The following is a 23,328-nucleotide window of genomic DNA, read 5'->3' as shown; positions in this document are numbered from 1 at the left end:
CGTGGTCAGCGCGCCTCGGGCGTCCCGATGCGGAAGCGCAGGCGGCAGATCACCGCGTCGGTGTCCCGGCGCACCGCGTGGGCGACGACCGCGCCGCGCTGGTTCTGCAGCACCCGCTGCCAGAGGTGGGCGGGTTCCACCTCGGGGATGAGGACGGTGACGCGGTTGTCCGGGTGCCGGTCGGTCAGCTCGCGTACGTAGTCGACGATCGGGCGGCCCAGGGCGCGGGTGGGGGCGGGGAGTTCGACGAGGTCGACACCGGGGTTCCACAGTTCCCAGTCACGGCGCAGGGATTCCGACGCCCGGCGGCCCTCGGTGTCGGACTGGGCGACGGTGACCGCGACCACCTCGTCGCCGAGGGAGACGGCGGCGGTGAGGGCCTTGCTGGTGAGGCGGGAGAGGGAGGAGACGGGGACGACGACCACGGAGTGGCAGCGGCGCGGGGTCTCGGGGACCCGGCCCAGCTCCAGGCGCTCGCCGATCCGCCCATACGCCCGGTGGACGGCCTCAAAGGTCACCACCAGCACCGGCAGCATCAGGACGATCAGCCAGGCACCCTCCTCGAACTTGGTGGCGGTGACGACGACGGCCGCGACCCCGGTGAGCACCGCGCCGAAGCCGTTGAGGAGGGCCTTGCCCTGCCAGCCCGGGGAACGTTCCTGCCGCCAGTGGCGGACCATGCCGACCTGGCAGATGGTGAAGCCGACGAAGACGCCGATCGAGAACAGCGGGACCAGGGTGTTGACATCTCCGCCGGAGAAGACCAGGAGCAGGGCGGAGATGGCGGCCAGGGCCAGCACGCCATGGCGGTGGACCTGGCGTTCGGCCTTGAGGCCGAAGACATGCGGGAGGTAGTTGTCCCGGGCGAGCAGGCTCATCAGGACCGGCAGGCCGCCGAAGGAGGTGTTCGCAGCCAGCGCGAGCAGCACCACGGTGGCGAACTGGACGACATAGAACGCCCAGTTGTGGCCGAGCGAGGCATCCGCGAGCTGGGCGAGGACGGTGACGCCCTCGACCGGCTGCAGGTGGAAGCGGCCGATGAGGACCGACAGGCCGATCAGCATGATGCCCAGCAGCGCGCCGAGCGCGACCTCGGTGCGCTGGGCGCGCTTGGCACGCGGGGCGCGGAAGGACGGGACGGCGTTGGCGACGGCCTCGACGCCGGTCAGCGCGGAGCAGCCGGCCGCGAACGCCCTGAGCAGCAGGAGGGCGCCGACGGTGGTGGCGTTCTCGCCGAGCGCGGAGGCGTGTCCGGCGGCGGCCGCGGTGCTGGCAGGTGCGTCACGGAAGAGCCCCACGGCTATCAGCACCAGGATCGAACCGACGAAGACGGCGGTCGGCACGATGAACGCCTTGGCGGACTCCACGATGCCGCGCAGGTTGACGGCGGTGACCAGGGCGAGCACGCCGATGCAGATCCACAGCCGGTGGTCGTAGAGGGAGGGTACGGCGGAGGTCAGGGCGGCCACGCCGGCGGTGACCGAGACCGCCACGTTCAGCACGTAGTCCAGGACCAGGGAGGCCGCGGTGACCAGGCTGGTGCGCCGTCCCAGGTGCCGTTTGGCGACGGCGTAGGAGCCGCCGCCGTCCGGGAAGGCCGCGATGACCTGCCGGTAGGAGGCGACGAGGACGGCCAGCAGGGCGGCGATCGCGAGGGTGACCGGCAGGGTGAAGCCCAGGCCGTAGGCTCCGGCCGCCGCCAGCACGAGGACGATCGACTCGGGTCCGTAGGCGACCGAGGCCATCGCGTCCAGGGACAGGGCCGCCAGGCCCTGGGTGGCCGTGAGCCGGTGCCGGTCCTCGGCGGTGGCCCGCGCGGCGTCGGTATCGGGCGGTTCCTCGCCGGTGCCGCCGGGCCACTTGTCCGTATTGGCCAGCATGGACATCTCTTGTCGTACCTCCGTGACGTGGGAGGCTCAGCGTGCGTCCGCGCGGACCGGACCGTGCCCGCCGTTGGCGTGCTCTTGGCGCGTTTTGGCGAGATCTTCACGCGTTCTTGATGGCGAGGGCGGAAGGCGCGTCAGCGCCGCGTCAGGGTTGCGGGCCCGGGCGTCAGCGTGGCGTCAACATTCCACGGCACCGGGAAGAAGCGGTTCTAGCGTCACCGGCATGGGACGGCGACTGGGGCTACGGGCGCGCGGACGGGGCGAGGCACAGGGAAAGCGGCCGTCGGCCCACCCTCCGCCGCCCGGCGGCGCGGTGCTCGCCTGGGACCGGGGCTGGCGGCGCGAGGCCAGGTCGGCCTGGTGGTTCGGCGCGGGGCTCGCCGGGATCCTGGTGCTCGCCGATCTCGCCCGGGGCTCGCTGGACTGGCCGCGCGGGGCCTGCTGGGCCGCGCTGGGCGCGGCGCTGGTGTGGGTGCTGCGGCCGGCCAGGGTCACCGCGGGGGACGGGTGGCTGGCGGTGCGGGGGTTGCTGCGGGAGCGGCGGGTACGGGTCGACCGGCTCACCCAGGTGCGGCGGGCGGACGGGGTCGCGCCGCGGCTGGTCCTGCGGGACGCGGCCGGCGGGCGGGTGGAGCTGGACCCCCGGGTGCTGAGTGCCAATCCGCTGCTGTGGCACCGGCTGGACGCGGGGGCCTGCCGCTCGCGCGAGCAGGGGCTGCTGCGCGAGGGCGCCTCGTCGCTGGCCGCGCTGGCGGAGCGGATCGACGGTGAGGGAGCGCGCGAGCTGCTGCGGGCGTCCGGGCTGGAGTGAGTCCCCGGCCGGCTGCCGGTCAGACCTTGGGCGGCCAGTCGTAGGTGACGTCCGTCAGGCGTTCCGATGCCGCCCACAGTCCGGCGCTCGCCTTGTCGTTCGTGGTCCAGGCGGCGCGCGGGGAGCGGGCGGGGGCGCCGCGCCAGAGCAGGTGGCGGGGGCCGATGAAGTCGTCCTGCCGTACGCCCGGTGCGGTCGCGGCGTGCAGGGTGGGCAGGGCGCCGTCGTCCACGCTCTGTGCGATCACCCGGTTGGCCAGCACGACCGCGCGCTCCGCCCAGGCCCGCCCCTCCATGCGCACCCCGGCGGTCTGCAGATTGGTGGACGCGTATCCGGGGTGTGCGGCCGCCGCCAGCACGGGCGAGCCGGCCGCTGCCAGCCGTCGCGAGAGCTCGTGGACGAACAGCAGGTTGGCGCTCTTGGACCGGCCGTAGGCGATCCAACGGCGGTAGCGGTGCTCCATGTTGAGGTCACGCGGGTCGACCGTGCCCAGGTAGTGCAGGCCGCTGGAGACGCTGACCACCCGCGCCCCGGGTCCGGCCTCCCGGATCCTGGGCATCAGCAGTCCGGTCAGTGCGAAGTGGCCGAGGTGGTTGGTGCCGAACTGCATCTCGAACCCGTCGACCGTCCTGCGCTGGGGCAGTGCCATCACCCCCGCGTTGTTGATCAGCAGGTCCAGCCGGTCGGCCTTGAGGTCCGCGGCGAAGGTCCGCACCGACGACAGGTCCGCCAGGTCGAGCCGGGCGAACTCCACATCGGCGCCGGGGGCCTGGGCGCGGATCAGCTCCTCGGTGGCCCTGCCGCGGGTCGCGTCCCGGCAGGCGAGCACCACCCTGGCCCCGCGCCGGGCGAGTTCGCGGGCGGTGACCAGGCCGATGCCGCTGTTGGCGCCGGTCACCACGGCGGTGCGGCCGCTCTGGTCGGGGATGTCGTGTGCGGTCCAGCCGTTCATCCTGCCGTGCTCCTCCGTTGCGATACGCGTGAGTAGCCTGTGCTCGCCCAGCGTAGGCGAAGGCTGCCGGATGTCAGTGGCCGTTGATACGGTCGCGCCATGTCGGAATCGCTTGGATCAGCAGTGCAGGATTCGTCAGTGCAGGATTCGTCCGCGCCCGTCACCGCCGACGATGTCGATGAGGCGGTGCGGCTGGCGGTCGGCGCCCTGAGCGGGGTGCCGGAGGAGCGGTGGGGCAGGCCCGCCGGGTCCCTGGAGTGGGATTGCTGGGAGACGGCCGAGCACCTCGCGGACGATCTGTTCGCCTATGCCGCGCAACTGGGGCCGCGAATACCACCATTGGAGCGTTACGTTCCGTTTCTGGCCGTGGGCCGTCGGCCGGGCGGCCCGCTGAACACGGTCTTCGCGGACCGGGCGGCGGGGCCGGCCGGGCTGCTGGGGGTGCTGGAGGCCAGCGGTGCGCTGCTGGTGGCCATGGTGCGCACCAGGCCGGGGGAGTTCCGCGCGTACCACCCCGCGGGGGTGTCGGATCCGGAGGGCTTCGCGGCCATGGGCGTCGTGGAGATCCTGGTGCACGCCCACGACATCGCGGCGGGGCTCGGCGTGGAGTTCGCACCGCCCGCCGGGCTGTGCGCCCGGGCACTGGCCCGGCTGTTCCCGGAGGTGCCGGCGGGCGCCGACGCCTGGCAGAGCCTGCTCTGGGCCACCGGCCGGGCGGAGTTGCCGGACCGCCCCCGGCTGAGCTCGTGGAAGTGGGACAGCACCGTCCGCGACTGACGGCTCCCAGGTGTTCGGCACCACCGGTCGGCACCATGAAGGGCCGTTCCACGGCTGACCGTTGGCCCAGGACCGCTTGGCCGGTCCGCCATACGATCCGCGCATGACCCACGACATATCCCTGACAACGCTGTTGATCCTCTGTCTGGCCGCGCTCGCGGCCGGATGGATCGATGCCGTGGTGGGCGGGGGCGGGCTCCTCCAACTCCCGGCGCTGCTGGTGGGTCTGCCGCATGCGGCGCCCGCGTATGTGCTGGGCACCAACAAGGCCGTCGCCATCTGCGGCACCGCCGCCGCCGCCGTCTCCTACACCCGCCGGGCGGCCCTGGACCTGCGCACCTCCCTGCGGATCGGCCTTGCCGCGCTGGCCGGTTCGCTCGGCGGAGCGTTCTTCGCCTCCGGCGTCGACAGCGCGGTGCTGCGCCCGGTGATCATGGCGGCATTGCTGGCGGTGCTCGCCTTTGTGCTGCTGAGACCGGCGTTCGGCGCCGCGGCCACGATCCCCGCCGAACCGCCCTCACGCCGGCGGATGCTGGCCGCGCTCGCCGTCGCGGGCCTGGGCATCGGCTTCTATGACGGCCTCATCGGTCCCGGCACCGGCACCTTTCTGGTCCTCGCCCTGGCCGGGATCCTTCGCATGGACCTGGTGTCCGCCTCAGGAACCTCCAAGATCGTCAACACCTGTACAAATGTGGGTGCTTTGGTGATGTTTTCCAGTCAGGGGACGGTGCTGTGGCAGGTGGCGGCACCGATGGCCGTCTTCAACTTCACGGGTGGCACGGTGGGTGCGCGGATGGCGCTGAAGCGGGGCACCGGCTTTGTCCGCGGGGTGCTGGTCGTGGTGGTGGTCTCACTGGTCTGCAAGCTGGCGTACGACCAGTGGGGCGGGTGAGCGGATGTTCTTGGAGCGCTCCCCGGGACAGGGGATGCGCGAGTGGTCATGACCCCGCTAACCTCGGCGTGCGCGGCTCCGCCGGGCGGGCAGGGCCCGAGCTCGGGGACCCCTGCGCGCCACGCCGGATGCCAAATTCGGCCAGGGTTAGTTGAGCATTCGTACGCTGGTCATACACCGAGACGTCCAGCGTGGGCCGTGCGGAGAACACTCCGGTGTGGTCCCCGTTCCGGACGATGCGGTTAGCCTGTCGACAACCTTCCTGACGTGGTGGGGGTGCCTGTGCGTTTCTCCCGGTGGAGCCGGGCCCGGGGGGCCCGGGCCGTGCTCGCAGGGCTGTATGTGGTGGCCCTCGCCGCGGTCGCCCCACGGGGAGCCGACGCACACACCAAGGACCGCAGCTGGTCGAGCGAGCAGGCCCAGCGGTTCTGGGGGCCCGCCCGGACCTCGGACGAGGCCGCCGACGAGCAGGACTCCGACGCCAAGAGCGAGGCACAGCGCATCACCGGGAGCGCCCGGCACTTCGGCGGGGTGCCATCGGTCGGAGTGATCGTCTCCACCGGCGACGACATGAAGAGCCACCGCTGCACGGCGAGCGTGGTGCACAGCCCCAAGGGCAACCTGATCGTCACGGCCGGGCACTGCTCGATGGACGGTGACATGGCCTTTGTGCCGGGCTACCAGCAGGGCGCCGACAAACAGCCGTACGGGGTGTGGCCGCTGACCCGCACCTTTGTGGACCCCCGGCGGACCGACACCGGTGACGGCTCGGACCTGGACTTCGCCTTCGCCACTGTCAAGCCCGACGACAAGGGCCGCCAGATCGAGCAGGTGACGGGCGCCAACCGGCTGATCCGGACGCCCGGATATGTCAACCGGGTGACGGTCATCGGCTACCCGAGCGCCGACGAGGACGCCGCCGACCAGGCCATCCGCTGCACGGCCATGACCGGTCGGCTGGAGAAGTACAACCAGCTGCAGATGCGCTGCGACGGCTTCTACTCGGGCACCTCCGGCAGTCCCTGGTTCATCCGCTTCAACGAGAAGACCAGGACCGGCGACCTGGTCGGCATCCTGGGCGGGCTCAACGGCGGCGGGCCGGACGGCGACAAGTCGGCCGATGTCTCCTACAGCCCCGTCAACGACGACGAGATCTTCAAGCTCTATCTGGACGCCATCAACAACCGCGAGCCCAAACGCTGACCGCCGCTCACCGGGCGGCCAACGCCCGTTCCACCCCCGGCTCATGCGGGCCCAGGAACTTGGGGGCGGGGCGTATGAGCGCGCTGAACGCGGCCTTCCCCGAGGCGAAGATCTCCCGGGCGCCGCCCGCGAGCCGGGTGGCATCATGCGTGGCGGCCACCCCGACGCCATAGGAGTCGATGCCGGCCGCCCGGCACAGCGCCACCGCGCGCCGGATGTGAAAGTCCTGACTCACCAGCACGGCCCTGCGCACCCCGAAGACCCGTTCCGCGCGGGCACAGGAATCCCAGGTGTCGAAGCCGGCGAAGTCGCGGACGATCCGGTCGCCGGGGACGCCGTGGGCCAGCAGATAGGCGCCCATGGCATCCGGTTCGTTGTACTCCTTGCGGCCGTTGTCGCCGGTCACCAGGATCACCCGGACCTTGCCCGCCCGGTAGAGCTCGACCGCGGCGTCCAGCCGGTGCGCCAGATAGGGGGAGGGCCTGCCCTGCCACAGGCCCGCGCCGAAGACCATCGCGACCGGTGCGGGCGGCACATCGGCCACGCTGTGCAGCCGGCTGTCGGTCGTCGCGTACACCCAGGTGACCGGGGCGAGGGCCAGCACACAGGCGGTCATGACGGCCCACAGGACGCGGCGCCTGCCGCGCCGGGTCCTCGGCAGCCGGAATATGTGCGCCAGCCTCACGGCCCAACCCCCCATCGTTACAAGGGGTGACGCAGTGGCCAGTGCTGTGGTTCCACGGTCCGGTGACGTACGACTCATGCCGCTGTCACAACCGGCGGCTACCGTCGGGGGTATGAACGGCACCGCAGCAACCGCAGGCACCGGATACGACGCGGCGGACCGGGAGCGCTGGGCCCCCGAGCCCGACAAGCGCCCGGGCCGCACCGCCTTCCAGCGCGACCGCGCCCGGGTGCTGCACTCCGCCGCGCTGCGCCGGCTGGCCGGCAAGACCCAGGTCGTCACCCCGGGCGTCAGCGGCCAGGCCTGGGACGCCAGCCCGCGCACCCGGCTGACCCACTCCCTGGAGTGCGCCCAGGTGGGCCGCGAGCTGGGAGCCGCGCTCGGCTGCGACCCCGACCTGGTGGAGACCGCCTGCCTGGCACACGACCTGGGGCACCCGCCGTTCGGCCACAACGGCGAGCAGGCGCTCGACGAAGTCGCCGGTCCCTGCGGCGGGTTCGAGGGCAACGCCCAGTCGCTGCGGCTGCTCACCCGGCTCGAGCCCAAGCGCTTCGTCCCCCACCCCGAGACGGGCGAGCCGATGAGCGTCGGCCTCAACCTCACCCGCGCCGCCCTCGACGCCGCCACCAAATACCCCTGGCCGCGCGGCGGCCACCCCACCGACCCGGCCTCCCGCAAGTTCGGCGTCTACCCGGACGATCTCCCCGTCCACCGGTGGTCCCGCCAGGGCGCCCCCGGGCACCGGCAGAGCTTCGAGGCCCAGGTGATGGACTGGGCCGACGATGTCGCCTACTCCGTGCACGACGTGGAGGACGGCCTGCACGCCGGCCACCTCGACCCCAGCCTCCTGTTCGCCGAGCCCGAGCGCCGCGAGGTGTTCGCCGTCGCCGCCCGGCGATATGCGCCCGGGGCCGGCGCCGAGGAACTGGCCGAGGCCCTCGACCGCCTCCTCGAGCAGGAGTGGTGGCCGCACGGCTACGACGGCTCGGCCGTCGCCCAGGCCCGGCTCAAGGACGCCGCCAGCCAGCTCATCGGCCGCTTCTGCCTGGCCGCCGAGACCGCCACCCGCCGGGTGCACGGGCCCGGGCCGCTGTCCCGCTACCGCGCCGAGCTGGTCATACCCCGGGAGACCAGGCTGGAGTGCGCGGTGCTCAAGGCCGTCGCCGACCGCTATGTGATACAGCGCGAGGACCAGGAGAAGCTCCGCGCCGAACAACGCGTGGTGATCGCCGAGCTCGCCGAGACCCTCGTCGCCCGCGCACCCGACGGCCTCGACCCCCAGTTCCGCACCCTGTTCGGCGAGGCGTCCGACGACGCCGGGCGGCTGCGCGCCGTCGTCGACCAGATCGCCGCCCTCACCGACGCCTCCGCGCGCTCCCTGCACGCCCGGCTCACCGGACCCCGCTCCGCGCCGCGGGGATGAACCACGACCCGGCACCCCGCCCCCCGGAGGAGTTCTCCGGCCCCGCGCGGGTAGCTGATCCGTCCGGGGCAGTCCCCTTTCCGGCGGCACACCGCGTGCGGGACGCTCGGCACTGGCGATCCGGCCGGTGCGCACCGACGGGGGCACCGGCCGGGGACGTACGACCGCAAACGCATGCAGACCGTAGGCGCGGCCGTCACCGCAGACGCGTCGCGCGGCAGCGAGGAGGCAACAAGTGGTGGACGCAGACCAGACGTTCGTCATCGTCGGAGGAGGCCTGGCCGGCGCGAAGGCCGCCGAGACCCTCCGCGCCGAAGGCTTCACCGGCCGGGTGATCCTCATCTGCGACGAACGGGACCACCCCTATGAGCGCCCGCCGCTGTCCAAGGGGTATCTCACGGGCAAGGAGGAGCGCGAGAGCGTCTTTGTCCACGAGCCCGCCTGGTACGCCCAGGCCGACATCGAACTCCACCTCGGCCAGCCCGCCGTCCACCTCGACCGCGCGGCCAAGTCCGTACGCCTGGGCGACGGCACCCGCATCCACTACGACCGGCTGCTGCTCGCCACCGGCGCCGAACCGCGCCGCCTCGACATCCCGGGCACCGGCCTGGCGGGCGTCCACCACCTGCGCCGCCTCGCCCACGCCGAGCGGCTGCGCGGCGTCCTGGCCTCCCTCGGCCGGGAGAACGGCCACCTGGTCATCGCCGGAGCCGGCTGGATCGGCCTGGAGGTCGCCGCCGCCGCCCGCGGCTACGGCGCCGAAGTGACCGTCGTCGAGCCGCGGCCCACGCCCCTGCACACCGTCCTCGGCCCCGAACTCGGCCAGCTCTTCACCGATCTGCACGGCGAGCACGGGGTCCGCTTCCACTTCGGCGCCCGCCTCACCGAGATCACCGGCCAGGACGGCATGGTCCTGGCGGTGCGCACCGACGACGGCGAGGAACACCCCGCGCACGCCGTCCTGGCCGCCATCGGCGCCGCCCCGCGCAGCGCCCTCGCCGAGGCCGCCGGGCTCGCCCTCGTCGACCGCGCCGACGGCGGCGGCATCGCCGTCGACGAATCGCTGCGCACCAGCGACCCCGACATCTTCGCCGCCGGCGACGTCGCCGCCGCCCCGCTTCCCCCGCTGGAGGGGACCTCCTGGCCGGGCACCCGGCTGCGCGTCGAGCACTGGGCCAACGCCCTCAACGGCGGCCCGGCGGCCGCCCGCGCCATGCTCGGCCAGGAGGTCCCCTACGACCGGGTGCCCTACTTCTTCTCCGACCAGTACGACGTGGGCCTGGAGTACTCGGGCTACGCACCGCCCGGCTCCTACGACCAGGTGGTGTGCCGGGGGGACGTCGGCAAGCGCGAGTTCATCGCCTTCTGGCTCAACGAGGGCAGGCTGCTGGCCGGGATGAACGTCAATGTGTGGGATGTCACCGAGCCGGTGCAGCGCCTCATCCGTTCCGGCACCCGGCTCGACCCCAACGCCCTGGCGAACCCGGCGGTGCCGCTGGACTCCCTCCTCGCACCGTGAAACCGGCCCGGACCGCACTCGTCCCCCTGCGCGAGGTGCTCCCGTTGCGGCATGCGGTGCTGCGGCCCGGGCTGCCGGTGGAGGCGGCCGTCTTCCCCGGGGACGAGGGCCCGGATGTCTTTCACATCGCCGCGTACGACGTGGGCGGGGTGGTGCGGGCCTGCGCGACCTTCTTCCCGGAGGGGCTGCCGGCGGAGGACGCCCCCGCCTACCGGCTCCGCGGCATGGCCACCGACCCCGCCGCGCGCGGCCGGGGCCTCGGTGCCGCCGTCCTGCGGGCCGGTCTCGCCGAGGCGGCGGCCCGGGGCGCCGGACTCGTCTGGTGCAACGCGCGCACATCGGCGGCGGGCTTCTACGCGCGGCACGGCTTCGTGGGGCGGGGGGAGGAGTTCATCATCGAGGGAGTCGGCCCGCACCGCGTGTTCGCGATCAAGATCATGGGAAGCGATGGCGGGGATGTCCGTGCCTCACCGTAGGATTCACCCGTGGCAGGCAGGATCAACGATGACGATGTAAAGGCGGTCCGGGACGCCGTCCCGATCGATGCCGTCGTGTCCGAGTACCTCCAGCTGCGCAACGCCGGCGGTGGCAATCTCAAGGGGCTGTGCCCCTTCCACGACGAGAAGTCCCCCTCCTTCCACGTCAGCCCGGCCAAGGGGCTCTACCACTGCTTCGGCTGCCAGCAGGGCGGGGACACCGTCGACTTCGTGATGAAGATCGACCACCTCTCCTTCACCGAGACCATCGAGCGGCTCGCCGCCCAGGCCGGCATCACCCTGCGCTATGAGGAGGGCGGCTACACCCCCGGCCGCCAGCAGGGCGAGCGCACCCGCCTGGTCGAGGCCCACAAGGTCGCCGCGCAGTTCTACGCCGAGCAGCTGGAGAGCCCCGAGGCCGAGATCGGCCGGGCCTTCCTGGCCGGCCGGGGCTTCGACCAGGCGGCCGCCGCGCACTTCGGCGTCGGATACAGCCCCGCGGGCTGGGACCACCTCACCCGCTTCCTGCGCGGCCGCGGCTTCACCGACAAGGAGCTGATCCTCTCCGGCCTCTCCCAGGACGGCCGCCGCGGCCCCATCGACCGCTTCCGCGGCCGCCTGATGTGGCCCATCCGCGACATCACCGGCGACGTCATCGGCTTCGGCGCCCGCAGGCTGCGCGAGGACGACAACGGCCCCAAGTACCTCAACACCCCCGAGACGCCGATCTACCGCAAGTCGCACATCCTCTATGGCATCGACCTCGCCAAGAAGGAGATCGCCAAGGGCAACCGCGCGGTCGTCGTCGAGGGCTACACCGACGTCATGGCCTGCCACCTGGCCGGGGTCACCACCGCCATCGCCACCTGCGGCACCGCCTTCGCGGGCGACCACATCAAGATCCTGCGCCGGCTGCTGATGGACAACTCCCGGGCCAAGGTGATCTTCACCTTCGACGGTGACGCCGCCGGGCAGCGGGCCGCCCTGCGGGCGTTCGAGGACGACCAGAAGTTCGCCGCGCACACCAACATCGCCGTCAGCCCCGGCGGCATGGACCCCTGCGAGCTCCGCCTCGACCGGGGCGACGAGGCGGTGCGCCTGCTGGTCGAGGAGAGCACCCCGCTCTTCGAGTTCGCCATCCGCTCCGTGGTCGGCAAGCACGAGGTGGACACCCCCGAGGGGCAGGCCGCGGCCCTCGAGGAGGCCGCGCCCATCGTGGCGCACATCAAGGACAGCTCCATCCGCCACCAGTACGCCGTGCGGCTGGCCGGCCTGCTGGGCATCCTGGACACCCAGTTCGTCGTCCTGCGGGTGGGCCAGCTCGCCCGCTGGGCCCGCGAGCGCGCGGCCGCACCGGGGCGCGGCACATCCGGGAACCGTCCGGCCCCCGCCCCCCGCGCGACACCCGGGGAGCGCCCCGCACCCGCCCGCGGCCCCGCGCTCAACCTCCGCAGCCCCGCCCACCGCACCGAGCGCGAGCTGCTCAAACTCGCCCTCCAGCGGCCCGAGTTGGTGGCCCCCGCCTTCGACGCCTATGGCGAGGACGAATTCACCGCCCCGCCCTACGCCGTCGTCCGCCGCACCGTCGACGAGGCCGGCGGGGTCACCGGAGCCGACGGCGACTACCTCACCCGGGTCCGCGAGGCCGCCCCCGACGACACCGTCCGCTCGCTGGTCACCGAGCTCGCCGTCGAGGCCATCCACGCCCGCACGGTCGACGAGGTCTACGCCGGGACGCAGCTGGTCCAGGTGCGGCTGCGCGCCGTCGAGCGCCGGGTGAAGGAGGTGCAGGCCAGCCTGGTGCGGCTGGGCGCCCAGTCCGCCCCCGACCACCTGGCCGCCGTGCAGAACGAGCTGTGGGTCCTCCAGCAGTACGGCAAGTCCCTCCAGGACCGGGGCGCCGCGGCACTGTAACCGGGCGGTCACGGCACGACCGCAGAAAGTGGCCGCAAGCCCCTCGTGGCGGGCCCGCGTCGTGCCCCACACTGGTGGGCGGTGCCCGAGTTCTCCGGAGCGTGACCGGGGCCGGGACCTGAACCCCGCCGCGAAGCCGCTCCCGATGCCTGGGGCGGGACGGTGGCCCGGCCGCCGTCGCGCCCGACTTTTCTGCCCAAGCAGCGATCACTGGAGGTCGCCCCCGTGCAGACCCGGACCCCCATCCTCCAGCACGCCCCGGCCCCCCCGGCCGTGCCGCACCAGCCCGGGCCGCCCGCCGCCGAGACCCTCGCCGACGAATCGGCCGAGCAGGACCGGCGCCCCGACACCGGCGGTCCGTCCTCCGACCTCTTCCGCCAGTACCTCCGCGAGATCGGCCGCATCCCGCTGCTCTCCGCCGCCGAGGAGGTGGAGCTGGCCCGCCGCGTGGAAGCCGGGCTCTTCGCCGAGGAGAAGCTCGCCTGCACCCCCGACCTCGACACCCAGCTCGCCCTCGACCTCGACCGGCTGGTGGTGCTCGGCCGGATGGCCAAGCGCCGCCTCATCGAGGCCAATCTGCGCCTGGTCGTCTCCGTGGCCAAGCGCTACATCGGCCGCGGACTGACCATGCTCGACCTCGTCCAGGAGGGAAACCTCGGACTGATCAGGGCGGTTGAGAAGTTCGACTACGCCCGCGGCTACAAGTTCTCCACCTATGCGACCTGGTGGATCCGCCAGGCCATGTCCCGGGCGCTGGCCGACCAGGCCCGGACCATCCGAGTGCCCGTCCATGTCGTCGAGTTGATCAACCGCGTGGTCCGCGTCCAGCGCCGCATGCTGCAGGAGCGCGGCAGCGAACCCACCGCCGAGGAGGTCGCCGGCTACCTCGACCTCTCCGAGGAACGGGTCAGCGAGGTGCTCCGCCTGGCCCAGGAGCCGGTGTCCCTGCACGCACCCGTCGGGGAGGAGGACGACGTCGCCCTCGGCGACCTCATCGAGGACGGCGACGCCACCTCGCCGGTGGAATCGGCCGCCTTCCTGCTGCTGCGCGAACACCTGGAGGCCGTGCTGTCCACCCTCGGCGAGCGCGAACGCAAGGTGGTGCAGCTGCGCTACGGGCTGGTGGACGGCCGGGCCCGCACCCTGGAGGAGATAGGGCGGATCTTCGGCGTCACCCGCGAACGCATCCGCCAGATCGAGTCCAAGACCCTCAACAAGCTCCGCGACCACGCCTTCGCCGACCAGCTCCGGGGCTACCTGGACTGAGACTCAGAAGGCCCCGGGGTGGGTCTGCTCCCGCACGGTCGCGTACTGCTGCCGCACGGCCTGGCCGGTGGCCAGCTCCTCACCCGGCTCGAACACCTGGCTGGCGGCGGACGGCCAGCGCGGCGGTTCCTGCGGGGACAGCACGCCATGCTGCACGCCCAGCGCCCAGGCGGCCTGCCGGGCGGCGCCCAGCGCCGCGTAGTCCGCGGGCCGCGGGACCACGGTCTGCGCACCGAACAGCTGGGGTGCCATCGTCTGCACGGCGGGCAGCTCGGCCGCCGCGCCCAGCAGGAACACCCGCCGCACCACGACACCGCGCCCGCGCAGCACATCCAGCGCGTCCGTCAGCCCGCACAGCATCCCCTCGAACGCGGCCCGCGCCAAGTGCTCCGGTTTCATGCTCTCCCGCCGCAACCCCGCCAGCGTCCCCGCGGTGTGCGGCAGATGCGGAGTCCGCTCGCCCTCCAGGTAGGGCAGCAGCACCAGTCCATACGAACCGGGGGTGGACCGCAGCGCCAGCTCCGACAGCCCCTCCAGGTTCGTACCGAGCAGCTCGGCCGTGCCGCGCAGCACCCGCACCGCGTTGAGCGTGTGCACCACCGGCAGGTGCATCCCGGTCGCGTCCGCGAACGAGGTGATGGTGCCGGTGGGATCCGCCAGCGCCTGGTGGTGCACCGCGAACACCGACCCCGAGGCCCCCAGCGAGATCACCGCATCACCGGGCCCGACGCCCAGCCCGAAGGCCGCGGCCATCGTCTCGCCCGTACCGGCGGAGATCAGCAGCCCCTCCGGGGTGTGCCCGGCGGGCTCGGCCGGACCGAGCACATCCGGCAGCAACGCCTGGTGGCCCAGCGCCAGCTCCACCAGATCCGGCCGCCAGCCACCGGTGGCCGCCGACCAGAAGCCGGTGCCGGACGCGTCACCACGATCCGTCGTCCGTCGCACCGGGCGGCCCAGCAGCTGCCAGACCAGCCAGTCGTGCGGCTGCAGCACGGCCGCCACCCGGGTCGCCGACTCCGGCTCGTTACGGGCCAGCCAGCGCAGCTTCGCCACCGCCAGCGACGCCTGCGGCACCGACCCGACGGCCTCCGCCCAGGCGGCCCGGCCGCCCAGCGCATCGGTCAGATCGGCCGCCGCGGCCTGCACCCGCTTGTCATTGCCGAGCAGCGCGGGCCGCACCAGCACCCCGCCCGCGTCCAGCGCCAGCAGCCCGTGCTGCTGCGCGGAGACGCCGATCGCCTGCACCCCCTCCAGCAGACCACCGGCGGCCGCTTCGCCCAGCGACATCAGCCACGCCTGTGGGTCACCCTCGGCGGCGGGCGATGGATGCGGCGCGTACCCCTGCCGGAGGACGGCGCCCGTGTCCGTATCGCAGACGACGATCCGCGTGCTCTCGGTGGAACTGTCCAGCCCCGCGACTATGCCCATGCCGAGGATGATGCCAAACCCCCACTCCAGCCCCGCAGCCGGTCAGGTGTTGCTGGTGCCCCAGTCGTCCTCGTCGGATGCCCGCTGCTCGCGCAGCGAGCGCACCCGCTCCGCCACCGGGCCCGGAATCCGGTGGCCGAGCCGGTCGAAGGCCCTGGCCGCCATCGCCCGGCCGTTCTGGGCCGCGGACTCGGCGGTATTGCGCACCGCCGGATTCTGCGCGATCCGCTGCGCCCCCTTGCGCAGCTCCTCGTACCGCTCGCGGCCGGCCCGGGTGCCGAGCACATACCCGACAGCCAGACCGGCGATGAACGTCAGCCGGTAGCGCATCGCGCCCCATCCTTCCCTCGGATCCCGTGGACCCCGCAGACCCTACGGGCCCTGCCGGCCCCATCGCGGGGGTTGCCGGGCTGTGCTCGGCGCCTACCCGGCAGGCCGGAAGGTCACTCCCGGGATACCGATTGGCGGAGCACCCCCCTGCTTGCGCTAATGTATGTCTCGCAGCGAGCGCGCGCCGCCCGGGAGACCAGGCGAAGGTGCATTCGAGGCAAATGCGACAATCCCCTGTAGCTCAATTGGCAGAGCAGCCGGCTGTTAACCGGCAGGTTACTGGTTCGAGTCCAGTCGGAGGAGCAGTGTGAGGGACCCCTTCGGGGGTCCTTTTTTATGCCTGCTTTTCTCCTTGCAGGGAACCGATCCGGCCGTGATCGAAGTCCTCAAGGTCAGGCTGGTCACACGATACGGCCCCGCCGGGGCAGCAGATCGTATGAGCGGCTATGCTGCGGCAGACGGCGCGCACAGATGTGCGCGACGCGCCGTGAACGGGGCGGTAGCTCAGCCGGTTAGAGCAGCGGACTCATAATCCGTCGGCCGTGGGTTCGAGTCCCACCCGCCCCACTTTGTGGCTCAGGTGCAGAAACGATCTGACCTGTGGCCTTGCGTTCTGAAGGGTCGTTACCTCGATGGTGGCGGCCCTTTGTTGTTCCCGCGAAACCGCTGTGCGGGGGCGAGGCGGGGGCGGAGTGTAGTCCGGGATGCAGGTGGCGGCTTCAGCGGGGCCGGCTGGTGCGCTCGTTCGGCCGGCGCTGGGTATGTTGGCGATGTATCGTGAATGCATACATGGAGTTGGTTCGTGTGTGGGGTGATCAGCGTGTCCGTGACCCAGATCGACCTCGATGACGAGGCGCTGGCCGAAGCCATGCGGCTGATGGGTGCATCTACCAAGAAGGAGACCGTCAACGCGGCCCTGCGTGACTACGTCGCCCGGGTAAGGCGGCTCGAAGCCGCCGAGAAGCTGGCCGCACGAGGTGAACAAGGCGAGTTCGAGACCGCAGCAGCCGCGCACGCGGCCGCCAAGCGGGCCCGGCGGGCGGCCTTCGAGTGATCACCTATCTCCTCGACACCTCCGCACTCTGGCACCTCTTCCGTACCCCAGGGGCATTGCGCCCCTGGGAAGGCCACATCGCCGCCGGTGTTTTCCATATCTGCGAGCCCACCAGGACCGAGTTCCTGTACTCGGCCACCGGTCCGGCGCACCGCGACGAACTGGCCGAGGAATTGGACGCCCTGTGCCGGCTCTCGCCGGTCCCGAAGAACGCATGGCGCTGGGTGGACACCGCCCAGTACAAGCTCACGCAGCAAGGGCAGCACCGGTCCGCAGCCGCCATCGATCTGCTGGTGTGCGCGACGGCAGTGCACCACGGCCACACCGTGCTCCATGTGGACAACGACTTCGTGACCGTGGCGAACGTACTCAAGGACGTGCAACAGCGGGACGCACGAGCCTGACCTCTCCGCAAGGTGTTCTGGCAGGCCGGTCCTTCGCCGACCCCGACGAGATCGTGCCCATGGGGTGTGGGCCGGGCCGCGCGCCTGCCGAGCTCTACTGCTTGAGGTCGATCGTGTGCACCGGCTGGCCCGTCGTCCGGGCGATCGTCTCGAAGTCCCGGTCGTAGTGGAGCAGGGTGAGACCGGCCCCTTCGGCTACGGCTGCCACCAGGAGATCGATGGGACCCGCACTGCGATGCTCGCCCTTCGCGGTGAGTTGCTCCTGGACGACGCGAGTGCGCCGATAGATGCCGTCCGGCATGGGGCACCACGCGTAGTGAGCGTCGAACGCCGCCTTCAAGCGGGCGCGGTCGGTAGCCGAGCGCGCGGAGTAGAGGACCTCGAGCTCGGTGATGTCACAGATCGCGACGAGCCCGGCGGCGATTCTGTCGTTCCACTCGGCCGTGTTCCGGCCGAGCAGGACGCGGGCGAGTGCGGAGGTGTCGATGAGGTAGTCGGCGACGCTCACTCGTCCACTCCAGCGGCGTGGGTGCTCCCTGCCGCGCCCGTGGGCCGGTATCTGCTCTTGTCCAGGAGGAGGTCCATGTCGAGGGCGCCGGCGGCCACCAATTCACGGGCTTCGTCGAGCGCGCGCAGTCGCCGGTAACGGGCCGTCACTTCGCGCAAGGCGGTGTTGATGGTGTCGCGCTTGGTCGTGGTGCCGAGCTCTTTGGCGGCTGCTTCCAGTGCTTCGTCGTCGAGGTCGATGACGGTGCGGCTCATGGTGACCCCTCAATGCATGCGGTGGTTTATATCAGTATACAAGATCAAGTGTATCTACGCGTCCGGGCAAGGTCCGCTCCGGTGGTGCGGAGGGCGGTACGCGCTCCCCGCTCTGTGAGTGCCGCCAATGACCGGGGGAATACCGGGTGGTTCGGCTCCTGCGGCCGCACCCGGTGGGGACAATTTCGTTTCCCGAAGCGGGTCGGGCGCGAAGAGAGCGAGCGTGCGTCATGGGCAGGACGTGGCATTGGGCGAGGGCGGGCGGGAGCGCGGTCCTGGCCGTGGGGACGGCGGTGGCGGGGAGCGTGGTGACACCGGCCGAAGCGAGCGAGCCGACGGGCGCCGTCAGCTGCCTGGGGACCAACACCGTCGAGTTCTCCCCCGGACTGGGCCTGCGGGCAAGGAAGACCAGGATCACCGGCACCGGCGCCTACCGCTGCACCGCCGCCGATCCCGCCCTCACCTCCGGGAAGTCCGAGATCAGCGGCGGTGGAGTGAACGGCTGCTTCGACTCCGACGCCACCACGGTGGAGAAGATCACCTGGAACACCGGCGAGCGGAGCGTGGTGGTCTACCCCATGGGCAATGTCCGGCAAGTCGCCGGACAGGCCGTGGTGTTGGTCGTCGGCACGGTCGTGTCGGGGAGATTTCAGGGGAGGGCGGTCGCTTCTCCCGGTGTCCAGCTCACTCTTGACGTCGCGTCATGTGCCACGGACCGCGGAGTGCAGCTGATCACCGGTCCTTCGGCCCTGCTGATTCGCTGACCGCACTCAGCGACCGGCGGCCGTGGCGGGCGACCAGGCCGAGCACGAAGGCGACGTCGTCCCGGGTACTGGCGGGGTTGATGGTGCACATCCGGAGCACCACGGTGCCGTGCACCCGGGTGGTGAGGAGCAGTGCCTCGCCCCCGGTGCACACCGCCCGGCTGATGTGCTCCTGCGCGGCGTCGGCGTCCCAGCCGGGCGGGGCGTCGGCCGGGTGGTAGCGGAAGGTGAGGACGGCGAGGCTGGGCGGTGTGACCAGCCTCAGCTCGGGGTGGGACGCGACCAGGTCGGCCGCGTGGTCGGCCAGGTCCATGCCGTGCTCGATGGCCTGCCGGAAGGCCCGCGCACCGAAGGCCTTCAACGACAGCCACAGCTTCAGGGCCCGCAGCCCGCGGCTCTGTTGGGGGCCGCAGTCGGAGAGGTTCACCTCGTCGCCCCGGGACGCGGTCGGGGTGAGGTAGCCGGCGTCCAGTGCGTGGCGCGCCAGGTCGAAGGTGGCCCGCAGCAGCTCCGGACGGCGCAGCAGGACGCATCCGATCTCATAGGGCTGGAAGAGCCATTTGTGCGGGTCGACGGTCAGGGAGTCGGCGCGGCACAGGGCGGCGCGCAGCCCGTGGCCCCGGGCGGTGGCGGCCGCCGCCGCGCCGTGGGCGCCGTCGGCGTGGAGCCAGAGTCCTTCGCGCCCGCAGAGGTCGGCGAGGTCGTCGAGGGGATCCACGGCGCCGGTCCCGGTGGTGCCGAGCGTGCCGACGACGGCGAACGGCCGCAGGCCGGCGGCCCGGTCGCGGGCGACGCGCCGCGCGACCTCCGCCGGGTCCAGGCGAAGGCCGTGGTCGGCCGGTACGACGGAGAGCCGGGCGCGGGGCAGGCCCAGGAGGTGGGCGGCGCGTGCGATGGAGGGGTGGGCCTGGCTGGAGCAGTAGAGGCGGGCGCGGGAGCAGTCCTCGCCGAGGTGGTGGTCGCGTGCGACGGCCAGGGCGGTGAGGTTGGCGACGGAGCCGCCGCTGACGAAGAGGCCACCGGTCTGCTCGGGGAGGCCGAGGAGAGTCTTGAGCCAGCCCAGGGTGGTGAGTTCGAGCTGCGTGGGGCCGGCGCCGACCAGCCATGCGCCCGGAACCGAGAGGTGGGCGGAGGCGAGGGCGTCGGCGAGGACGGCCGGGAAGTTGCCGGTGGAAGGGGTGAAGGCGAAGCTTCGCGGGTGGTCGAGGCGGGTCGCCTCGCCGAGGGCGTCGCGGGTGACGCGATCGAGGACGACGCACAGGTCGTCGGTGCCGTCCTCGGGCAGGGGTTCGTCCAGGGCGGCCCGGAGGCTGCGAGGGGAGGGGACGCGGAAGGGCGGCCGCTCACGCGGGGCGGCGAGCCGCTCGATGATGAGCTCGAGTGCGTGCCGGCCTGCCTCGCGCATCCGCTCCTCGGTGAGCCGCAACAGGGGCGGACCGGCGGCTTCGCCCGCGGTCCCCGCCCCGGTCCCGGATCGCTCGTGGAAGGCGGCGATCCAGTCCTGGGCGTACGGACGGGGGCGGGGCCGCGGTTCGAGGGCGGCCACGGTGCGCCCGAACTGCAGCAGGGCCAGCTCCTGGCCGGCGGCGACCGGGCCCGGGCGGGCGATGGCCCAGCACAGGGCCTCGTCGTCGTGGAGCCCGGCGAGGTCGAGCGGGGCGGGGAGCGGGCCGGTCGCCGCCCGGCCGTCGAGACGGTAGCGCCCGGTGGGGGCGAGCCCGTGCACCGTGGCGTCCTCGGCGGCGTGGACGACGAGCTGGCTCGGGCGGCGCGGGCCGTGCGGCAGTGTCCCGGGCCTGACCGGGGGCAGTTCGGGCAGGAGGAAGCACAGGAGGTGCACCCCCAGGGAGGGCAGCAACCCTGCTGCGCGCTCGGCGGTCTGGACGAGGGAGACCACCGTCTGGAAGCGGGGGTTGACCTCGATGGCGAGCAGGTGCCCGTCCTCCTCGACGAGGTCCAGGCCGAAGACGCCCCGGAAGCCGTGGCCGCGCAGGACCTCGCCCACCCGCCGGGCCGCTGTACGGGCCTGCCCGTACAGCCCGTCCGGCAGGTCACCGGGGTGTACGAGTTGGTTGCCGCAGTGGGTGCCCCAGGCGGCGGCGAGTTCGGGCAGCCCGACCAGCTGGTGGGAGACGGCCGAGACCACCGTCCTGTCCGGCCCGGCACATGCCGTGACGGTCAGGGAGATCCCGGGGGCCCAACGGCTCAGCCGGACGGGCTCGTCCGGCCAGGCAGCGAGCCGACGGCCCAGTTCGGCCGGCGAGCCGATGGGTACGGTACCCCGGCCGATCAGGTTGTTCTCCCTGCGCTGGGCCACGGCCCTGGGCCACTTGTCGTCCCAGTACGCCTCCGCCGGCGCCCGCCCGGTCGCCGGGACGACCAAAGACGGCGGGGCGGCCACCCCCGCTTCCGCGAACAGCTCCAACACGCTGATCTTGTCCGCCGCCCAGGCGGTGACGCCGGGGTCCGGAGCGAGCAGCCGGTAGCCGTGAGCACGCGCCCAGGTGCGGGCGTTGGGGCCGTGCTCGGGCGCGAACGAGACGCAGACGCGGCGCGGGCCCGGCGCGCTCCGTGCGCCACCGGGCGGGAGTGCGGGCAACGGCTGGAACGCGGAGACCGGTTCATGGCGGAGCCAGTGCGGTGCCGGGCGGAACGACGCGCTGACGAAGGCGCAGTGGTCCAGCCACACCGCCTCATCGAGCAGGTCGTCCAGCAGTTGCCGGCCCGTGCGGGCATCGATCCCCTCGATGTCCTCGGCGTCCTCGGTGTCCTCGGTGTTTTGGGTGGTCATACCGCGGACCTTGCGAGTTCCTCCACCCGGTGGTGCAGGCGTTCCACATACAGCTCGCTCTCCGGTTTCATCAGGACGCTGCGCAGGATGCGGGCGTGCTCACGATCGGGAGCGACGTCCAGGTGGCGGCCGGTGAACGCGTCCGCGCCGACGCGGGCGACGCTGAGGAACACCGGGTTCTCCTTCGCCTCCATGCCTCGCCGCAGCACCTCGTGCGATGCGGCGTCGACCCGGGACAGCGCGGCGGGCTCGGTGCTCGGGTAGTACGTCACGATGTCGAGCTCGGGCTGCTGATAGAGGCTCAGGTGGGGCGAGCCGCCGATCAGGGCGGCCCACTGCAGGGCGGCCCGGCGCCCGGCGGCGAGCACGCCGCCCAGCCCCTGCCTGGTGAGCGGCAACAGCCGGAGGGTCAGCCACAAGGCAGCGGCGGCCGCCCCGGAGCGTGAGCACTCCAGGCTGATCTCGCCCAGATGCGGCCGGTCGGAGGTGAAGTAGGTATAGGGGGAGTCGTGCCGGTAGAACCGGGCGGTCGCCGGGTCGGCGAACAACACCGCGCCGCACCCGTAGGGTTGGAGGCCGTGCTTGTGCGGGTCGATCGCCACGGAGTCGCTCCGTGCGATGGCCCGCAGCGCATCGCCGGTGGTCTCGTCGGTGAGCGGGCAGTCGGCGAGCAGAGCGAAGAAGCCGCCGTATGCGGCGTCCACGTGGACGCGGGCACCGTGCCGCCGCGCCAGCGGAACGATGCGGTGCACGGGATCGACGGCGCCCAGCGCCGTGGTCCCGGCCGTGGCGACGACCGTGCCGATGTCTCCCGTGGCCAGCAGTCGCTCCAGCGCGGGCACCTCCATCCGCCCCTGGTCGTCCACCTGGACGCCGTGTACCGGCACGCCCAGCAGCCGGCACATCCGGGCGTGTGTGTAGTGGCCTTCGGCGCTGACCGCGACGGAGCGGCCGGGACGGCTCTCGCGGGCGACGAACAACGCCTCCAGATTCGCCAGGGTGCCGCTGCTGGTGAGGTGCCCCAGAGGTGTCTCCAGGCCGACCATGGCGGCGAGTTGGCCGACCGCCTCCTCCTCCATCGCGGAGGTGGCGGGACCGCCGTCCAGTGCATGGTTGTTGGAGTTGACGAGCATCGCGGCGAGGTACCCGGCGACGGCGACCGGATGCGGGGGCTTGAGCATCTGCCCCGCGTAGCAGGGGTGGAAGAACGGGTAGCTGCCGTGCAGCCGGCCGGTCAGCTCGTCGAACGCGGCAGTGCAGGCAGCATCGTCGACGTCCATGGCCGGATGGGCCGCGTACTCCTCGTACGACCGGGCCCACGCCTCGAATGCCTCGGCCCCGCGATCCAGCCACCGCTTCAGCTCCATGCCCGCCCCCCGGCGCCATGACCCGCCCGACCGGGTAACCGTAGCCGGGGCCTGCTGCCCCGTCCGGGCATCGGCGGCGGCCTCACCCGAACGAGGAGGCTCCTCCTTCCTCCAGCAGTTCCGCGATCCGCAGGAGTGCGGGGAGCGCGGCGCGGAGGGCGGTGCGGTCCTCGGCGGAGAGGGAGCCGAGGGCGGTGCCGAGGCGGCGCTCGTGGGCGTGGGTCCAGGCGGCGAGCTGCGTGTCGCCGGTGTCGGTGAGGGTGACGGCCGAGGCCCGGCGGTCGTCGGGGTCGGTGGCGCGGGCGACCAGGCCGACGGTCATCAGCCGGCCGATGAGGCCGCTGACCGTGCTGGTGGCCAGGCGCTGCCGGGCGGCGAGGTCGCCGATGCGGGCCGGGGAGTGCTCGGCGAGGGCCTGCAGGAGTTCGACCTGGGCGATGGGCAGTTGCTCCCAGGGGTAGTCGGTGCGGATGGAGGTGCGCAGGGCACGGCGCAGGCGGGTGACGGCCTCCGTGAGCAGGCGGGCGTCCGTGCCGGTCACGGGGCGGGGCGGTGGCGCCGGGGATTCCGGGCGGGGGTGTGGCGGCATGACGGGACTCCGTCCATTGGCGGGCGGGGGTGGCC

The 23,328-nt window shown here is 72.6% G+C and carries 22 protein-coding genes and 2 tRNA genes; 14 read left to right on the top strand and 10 right to left on the bottom strand.

The window, feature by feature from the left end; translation table 11 throughout:
- Positions 1-5: 5 nt before the first annotated feature.
- The gene (locus ABCR83_RS05450; protein WP_462693632.1) at positions 6-1,880 is read right to left on the bottom strand and encodes an APC family permease; all 1,875 of its coding nucleotides are present in this window, start codon (positions 1,878-1,880) and stop codon (positions 6-8) included.
- A 229-nt stretch (positions 1,881-2,109) separates the two neighbouring features.
- On the opposite strand from ABCR83_RS05450, the gene ABCR83_RS05445 reads away from it, so the two are divergent.
- Positions 2,110-2,697 carry a hypothetical protein gene (locus ABCR83_RS05445; protein WP_462693631.1) on the top strand — a complete coding sequence of 196 codons (588 nt, stop codon included), beginning with the start codon at positions 2,110-2,112 and terminating at the stop codon, positions 2,695-2,697.
- 19 nt (positions 2,698-2,716) lie between these two features.
- Here the strand turns inward: ABCR83_RS05445 and ABCR83_RS05440 are convergent, their stop codons facing one another.
- Positions 2,717-3,649 (bottom strand): oxidoreductase, encoded by a 933-nt coding sequence (locus ABCR83_RS05440; protein ID WP_462693630.1) that lies wholly within the window; start codon positions 3,647-3,649, stop codon positions 2,717-2,719.
- A 138-nt stretch (positions 3,650-3,787) separates the two neighbouring features.
- Here ABCR83_RS05440 and ABCR83_RS05435 point away from each other — a divergent pair, with 138 nt between their 5' ends.
- The 3 genes from ABCR83_RS05435 (at position 3,788) to ABCR83_RS05425 (ending at position 6,521) form a co-directional block, all read left to right on the top strand.
- The gene (locus ABCR83_RS05435) at positions 3,788-4,426 is read left to right on the top strand and encodes a DinB family protein (protein ID WP_462693629.1); all 639 of its coding nucleotides are present in this window, start codon (positions 3,788-3,790) and stop codon (positions 4,424-4,426) included.
- A gap of 103 nt (positions 4,427-4,529) precedes the next feature.
- On the top strand, positions 4,530-5,318 hold the full coding sequence (locus ABCR83_RS05430; RefSeq protein WP_462693628.1) for a sulfite exporter TauE/SafE family protein: 789 nt from the start codon (positions 4,530-4,532) through the stop codon (positions 5,316-5,318).
- Positions 5,319-5,642: 324 nt separating this feature from the next.
- Complete coding sequence (locus ABCR83_RS05425) at positions 5,643-6,521, top strand: trypsin-like serine peptidase (protein ID WP_462693627.1); 879 nt, start codon at positions 5,643-5,645, stop codon at positions 6,519-6,521.
- A 7-nt stretch (positions 6,522-6,528) separates the two neighbouring features.
- Here ABCR83_RS05425 and ABCR83_RS05420 read toward each other — a convergent pair whose 3' ends face one another.
- Positions 6,529-7,221, bottom strand: a complete 693-nt coding sequence (locus ABCR83_RS05420) for a SanA/YdcF family protein (protein WP_462693626.1) — start codon at positions 7,219-7,221, stop codon at positions 6,529-6,531.
- A gap of 97 nt (positions 7,222-7,318) precedes the next feature.
- On the opposite strand from ABCR83_RS05420, the gene ABCR83_RS05415 reads away from it, so the two are divergent.
- From ABCR83_RS05415 to ABCR83_RS05395, 5 genes are all read left to right on the top strand, one after another.
- On the top strand, positions 7,319-8,629 hold the full coding sequence (locus tag ABCR83_RS05415; protein ID WP_462693625.1) for a deoxyguanosinetriphosphate triphosphohydrolase: 1,311 nt from the start codon (positions 7,319-7,321) through the stop codon (positions 8,627-8,629).
- 235 nt (positions 8,630-8,864) lie between these two features.
- Complete coding sequence (locus ABCR83_RS05410) at positions 8,865-10,148, top strand: NAD(P)/FAD-dependent oxidoreductase (RefSeq protein WP_462693624.1); 1,284 nt, start codon at positions 8,865-8,867, stop codon at positions 10,146-10,148.
- Complete coding sequence (locus ABCR83_RS05405) at positions 10,145-10,624, top strand: GNAT family N-acetyltransferase (protein ID WP_462693623.1); 480 nt, start codon at positions 10,145-10,147, stop codon at positions 10,622-10,624. Before ABCR83_RS05410 ends, ABCR83_RS05405 begins: the two co-directional genes overlap by 4 nt.
- 9 nt (positions 10,625-10,633) lie before the next feature.
- The gene (dnaG, locus tag ABCR83_RS05400; RefSeq protein ID WP_462693622.1) at positions 10,634-12,538 is read left to right on the top strand and encodes a DNA primase; all 1,905 of its coding nucleotides are present in this window, start codon (positions 10,634-10,636) and stop codon (positions 12,536-12,538) included.
- A gap of 225 nt (positions 12,539-12,763) precedes the next feature.
- Complete coding sequence (locus tag ABCR83_RS05395; protein ID WP_462693621.1) at positions 12,764-13,804, top strand: RNA polymerase sigma factor; 1,041 nt, start codon at positions 12,764-12,766, stop codon at positions 13,802-13,804.
- Positions 13,805-13,807: 3 nt separating this feature from the next.
- Here ABCR83_RS05395 and ABCR83_RS05390 read toward each other — a convergent pair whose 3' ends face one another.
- Together ABCR83_RS05390 and ABCR83_RS05385 are read right to left on the bottom strand one after the other, a co-directional pair.
- The gene (locus tag ABCR83_RS05390) at positions 13,808-15,232 is read right to left on the bottom strand and encodes an FGGY family carbohydrate kinase (RefSeq protein ID WP_462693620.1); all 1,425 of its coding nucleotides are present in this window, start codon (positions 15,230-15,232) and stop codon (positions 13,808-13,810) included.
- Positions 15,233-15,274: 42 nt separating this feature from the next.
- Positions 15,275-15,562, bottom strand: coding sequence for a YtxH domain-containing protein (locus ABCR83_RS05385; protein WP_462693619.1), 288 nt, complete (start codon positions 15,560-15,562; stop codon positions 15,275-15,277).
- Positions 15,563-15,792: 230 nt separating this feature from the next.
- On the opposite strand from ABCR83_RS05385, the gene ABCR83_RS05380 reads away from it, so the two are divergent.
- From ABCR83_RS05380 to ABCR83_RS05365, 4 genes are all read left to right on the top strand, one after another.
- A tRNA-Asn gene (locus ABCR83_RS05380) sits at positions 15,793-15,865 on the top strand.
- 190 nt (positions 15,866-16,055) lie between these two features.
- Positions 16,056-16,129, top strand: a tRNA-Ile gene (locus ABCR83_RS05375).
- Positions 16,130-16,382: 253 nt separating this feature from the next.
- Positions 16,383-16,616 (top strand): type II toxin-antitoxin system VapB family antitoxin, encoded by a 234-nt coding sequence (locus tag ABCR83_RS05370; protein ID WP_462693618.1) that lies wholly within the window; start codon positions 16,383-16,385, stop codon positions 16,614-16,616.
- On the top strand, positions 16,613-17,020 hold the full coding sequence (locus ABCR83_RS05365; protein ID WP_462693617.1) for a PIN domain-containing protein: 408 nt from the start codon (positions 16,613-16,615) through the stop codon (positions 17,018-17,020). The genes ABCR83_RS05370 and ABCR83_RS05365 overlap by 4 nt, the downstream gene beginning before the upstream one ends.
- A 94-nt stretch (positions 17,021-17,114) precedes the next feature.
- Here ABCR83_RS05365 and ABCR83_RS05360 read toward each other — a convergent pair whose 3' ends face one another.
- A complete protein-coding gene (locus tag ABCR83_RS05360) occupies positions 17,115-17,528 on the bottom strand; it encodes a PIN domain-containing protein (protein ID WP_462693616.1) in 414 nt (137 codons plus the stop codon).
- Complete coding sequence (locus tag ABCR83_RS05355; RefSeq protein WP_462693615.1) at positions 17,525-17,782, bottom strand: type II toxin-antitoxin system VapB family antitoxin; 258 nt, start codon at positions 17,780-17,782, stop codon at positions 17,525-17,527. Before ABCR83_RS05355 ends, ABCR83_RS05360 begins: the two co-directional genes overlap by 4 nt.
- A gap of 230 nt (positions 17,783-18,012) precedes the next feature.
- Here ABCR83_RS05355 and ABCR83_RS05350 point away from each other — a divergent pair, with 230 nt between their 5' ends.
- Entirely contained in the window at positions 18,013-18,546 is a 534-nt protein-coding gene (locus ABCR83_RS05350) for a hypothetical protein (protein ID WP_462693614.1), read from the top strand.
- On the opposite strand, the gene ABCR83_RS05345 is transcribed toward ABCR83_RS05350, so the two are convergent.
- The 3 genes from ABCR83_RS05345 to ABCR83_RS05335 form a co-directional block, all read right to left on the bottom strand.
- The gene (locus tag ABCR83_RS05345) at positions 18,515-21,337 is read right to left on the bottom strand and encodes a pyridoxal-dependent decarboxylase (RefSeq protein WP_462693613.1); all 2,823 of its coding nucleotides are present in this window, start codon (positions 21,335-21,337) and stop codon (positions 18,515-18,517) included. The two genes, ABCR83_RS05350 and ABCR83_RS05345, sit on opposite strands and share 32 nt — an antisense overlap.
- Positions 21,334-22,704 carry a pyridoxal phosphate-dependent decarboxylase family protein gene (locus ABCR83_RS05340; RefSeq protein ID WP_462693612.1) on the bottom strand — a complete coding sequence of 457 codons (1,371 nt, stop codon included), beginning with the start codon at positions 22,702-22,704 and terminating at the stop codon, positions 21,334-21,336. Before ABCR83_RS05340 ends, ABCR83_RS05345 begins: the two co-directional genes overlap by 4 nt.
- An 82-nt stretch (positions 22,705-22,786) precedes the next feature.
- Positions 22,787-23,293, bottom strand: coding sequence for a MarR family winged helix-turn-helix transcriptional regulator (locus ABCR83_RS05335; RefSeq protein WP_462693611.1), 507 nt, complete (start codon positions 23,291-23,293; stop codon positions 22,787-22,789).
- Positions 23,294-23,328 lie beyond the last annotated feature (35 nt).

It is taken from the genome of Streptomyces xingningensis, assembly GCF_054957865.1.
Note: the sequence above shows the minus strand (reverse complement) of the source record. Positions and strands in the feature narration are given on the sequence as shown.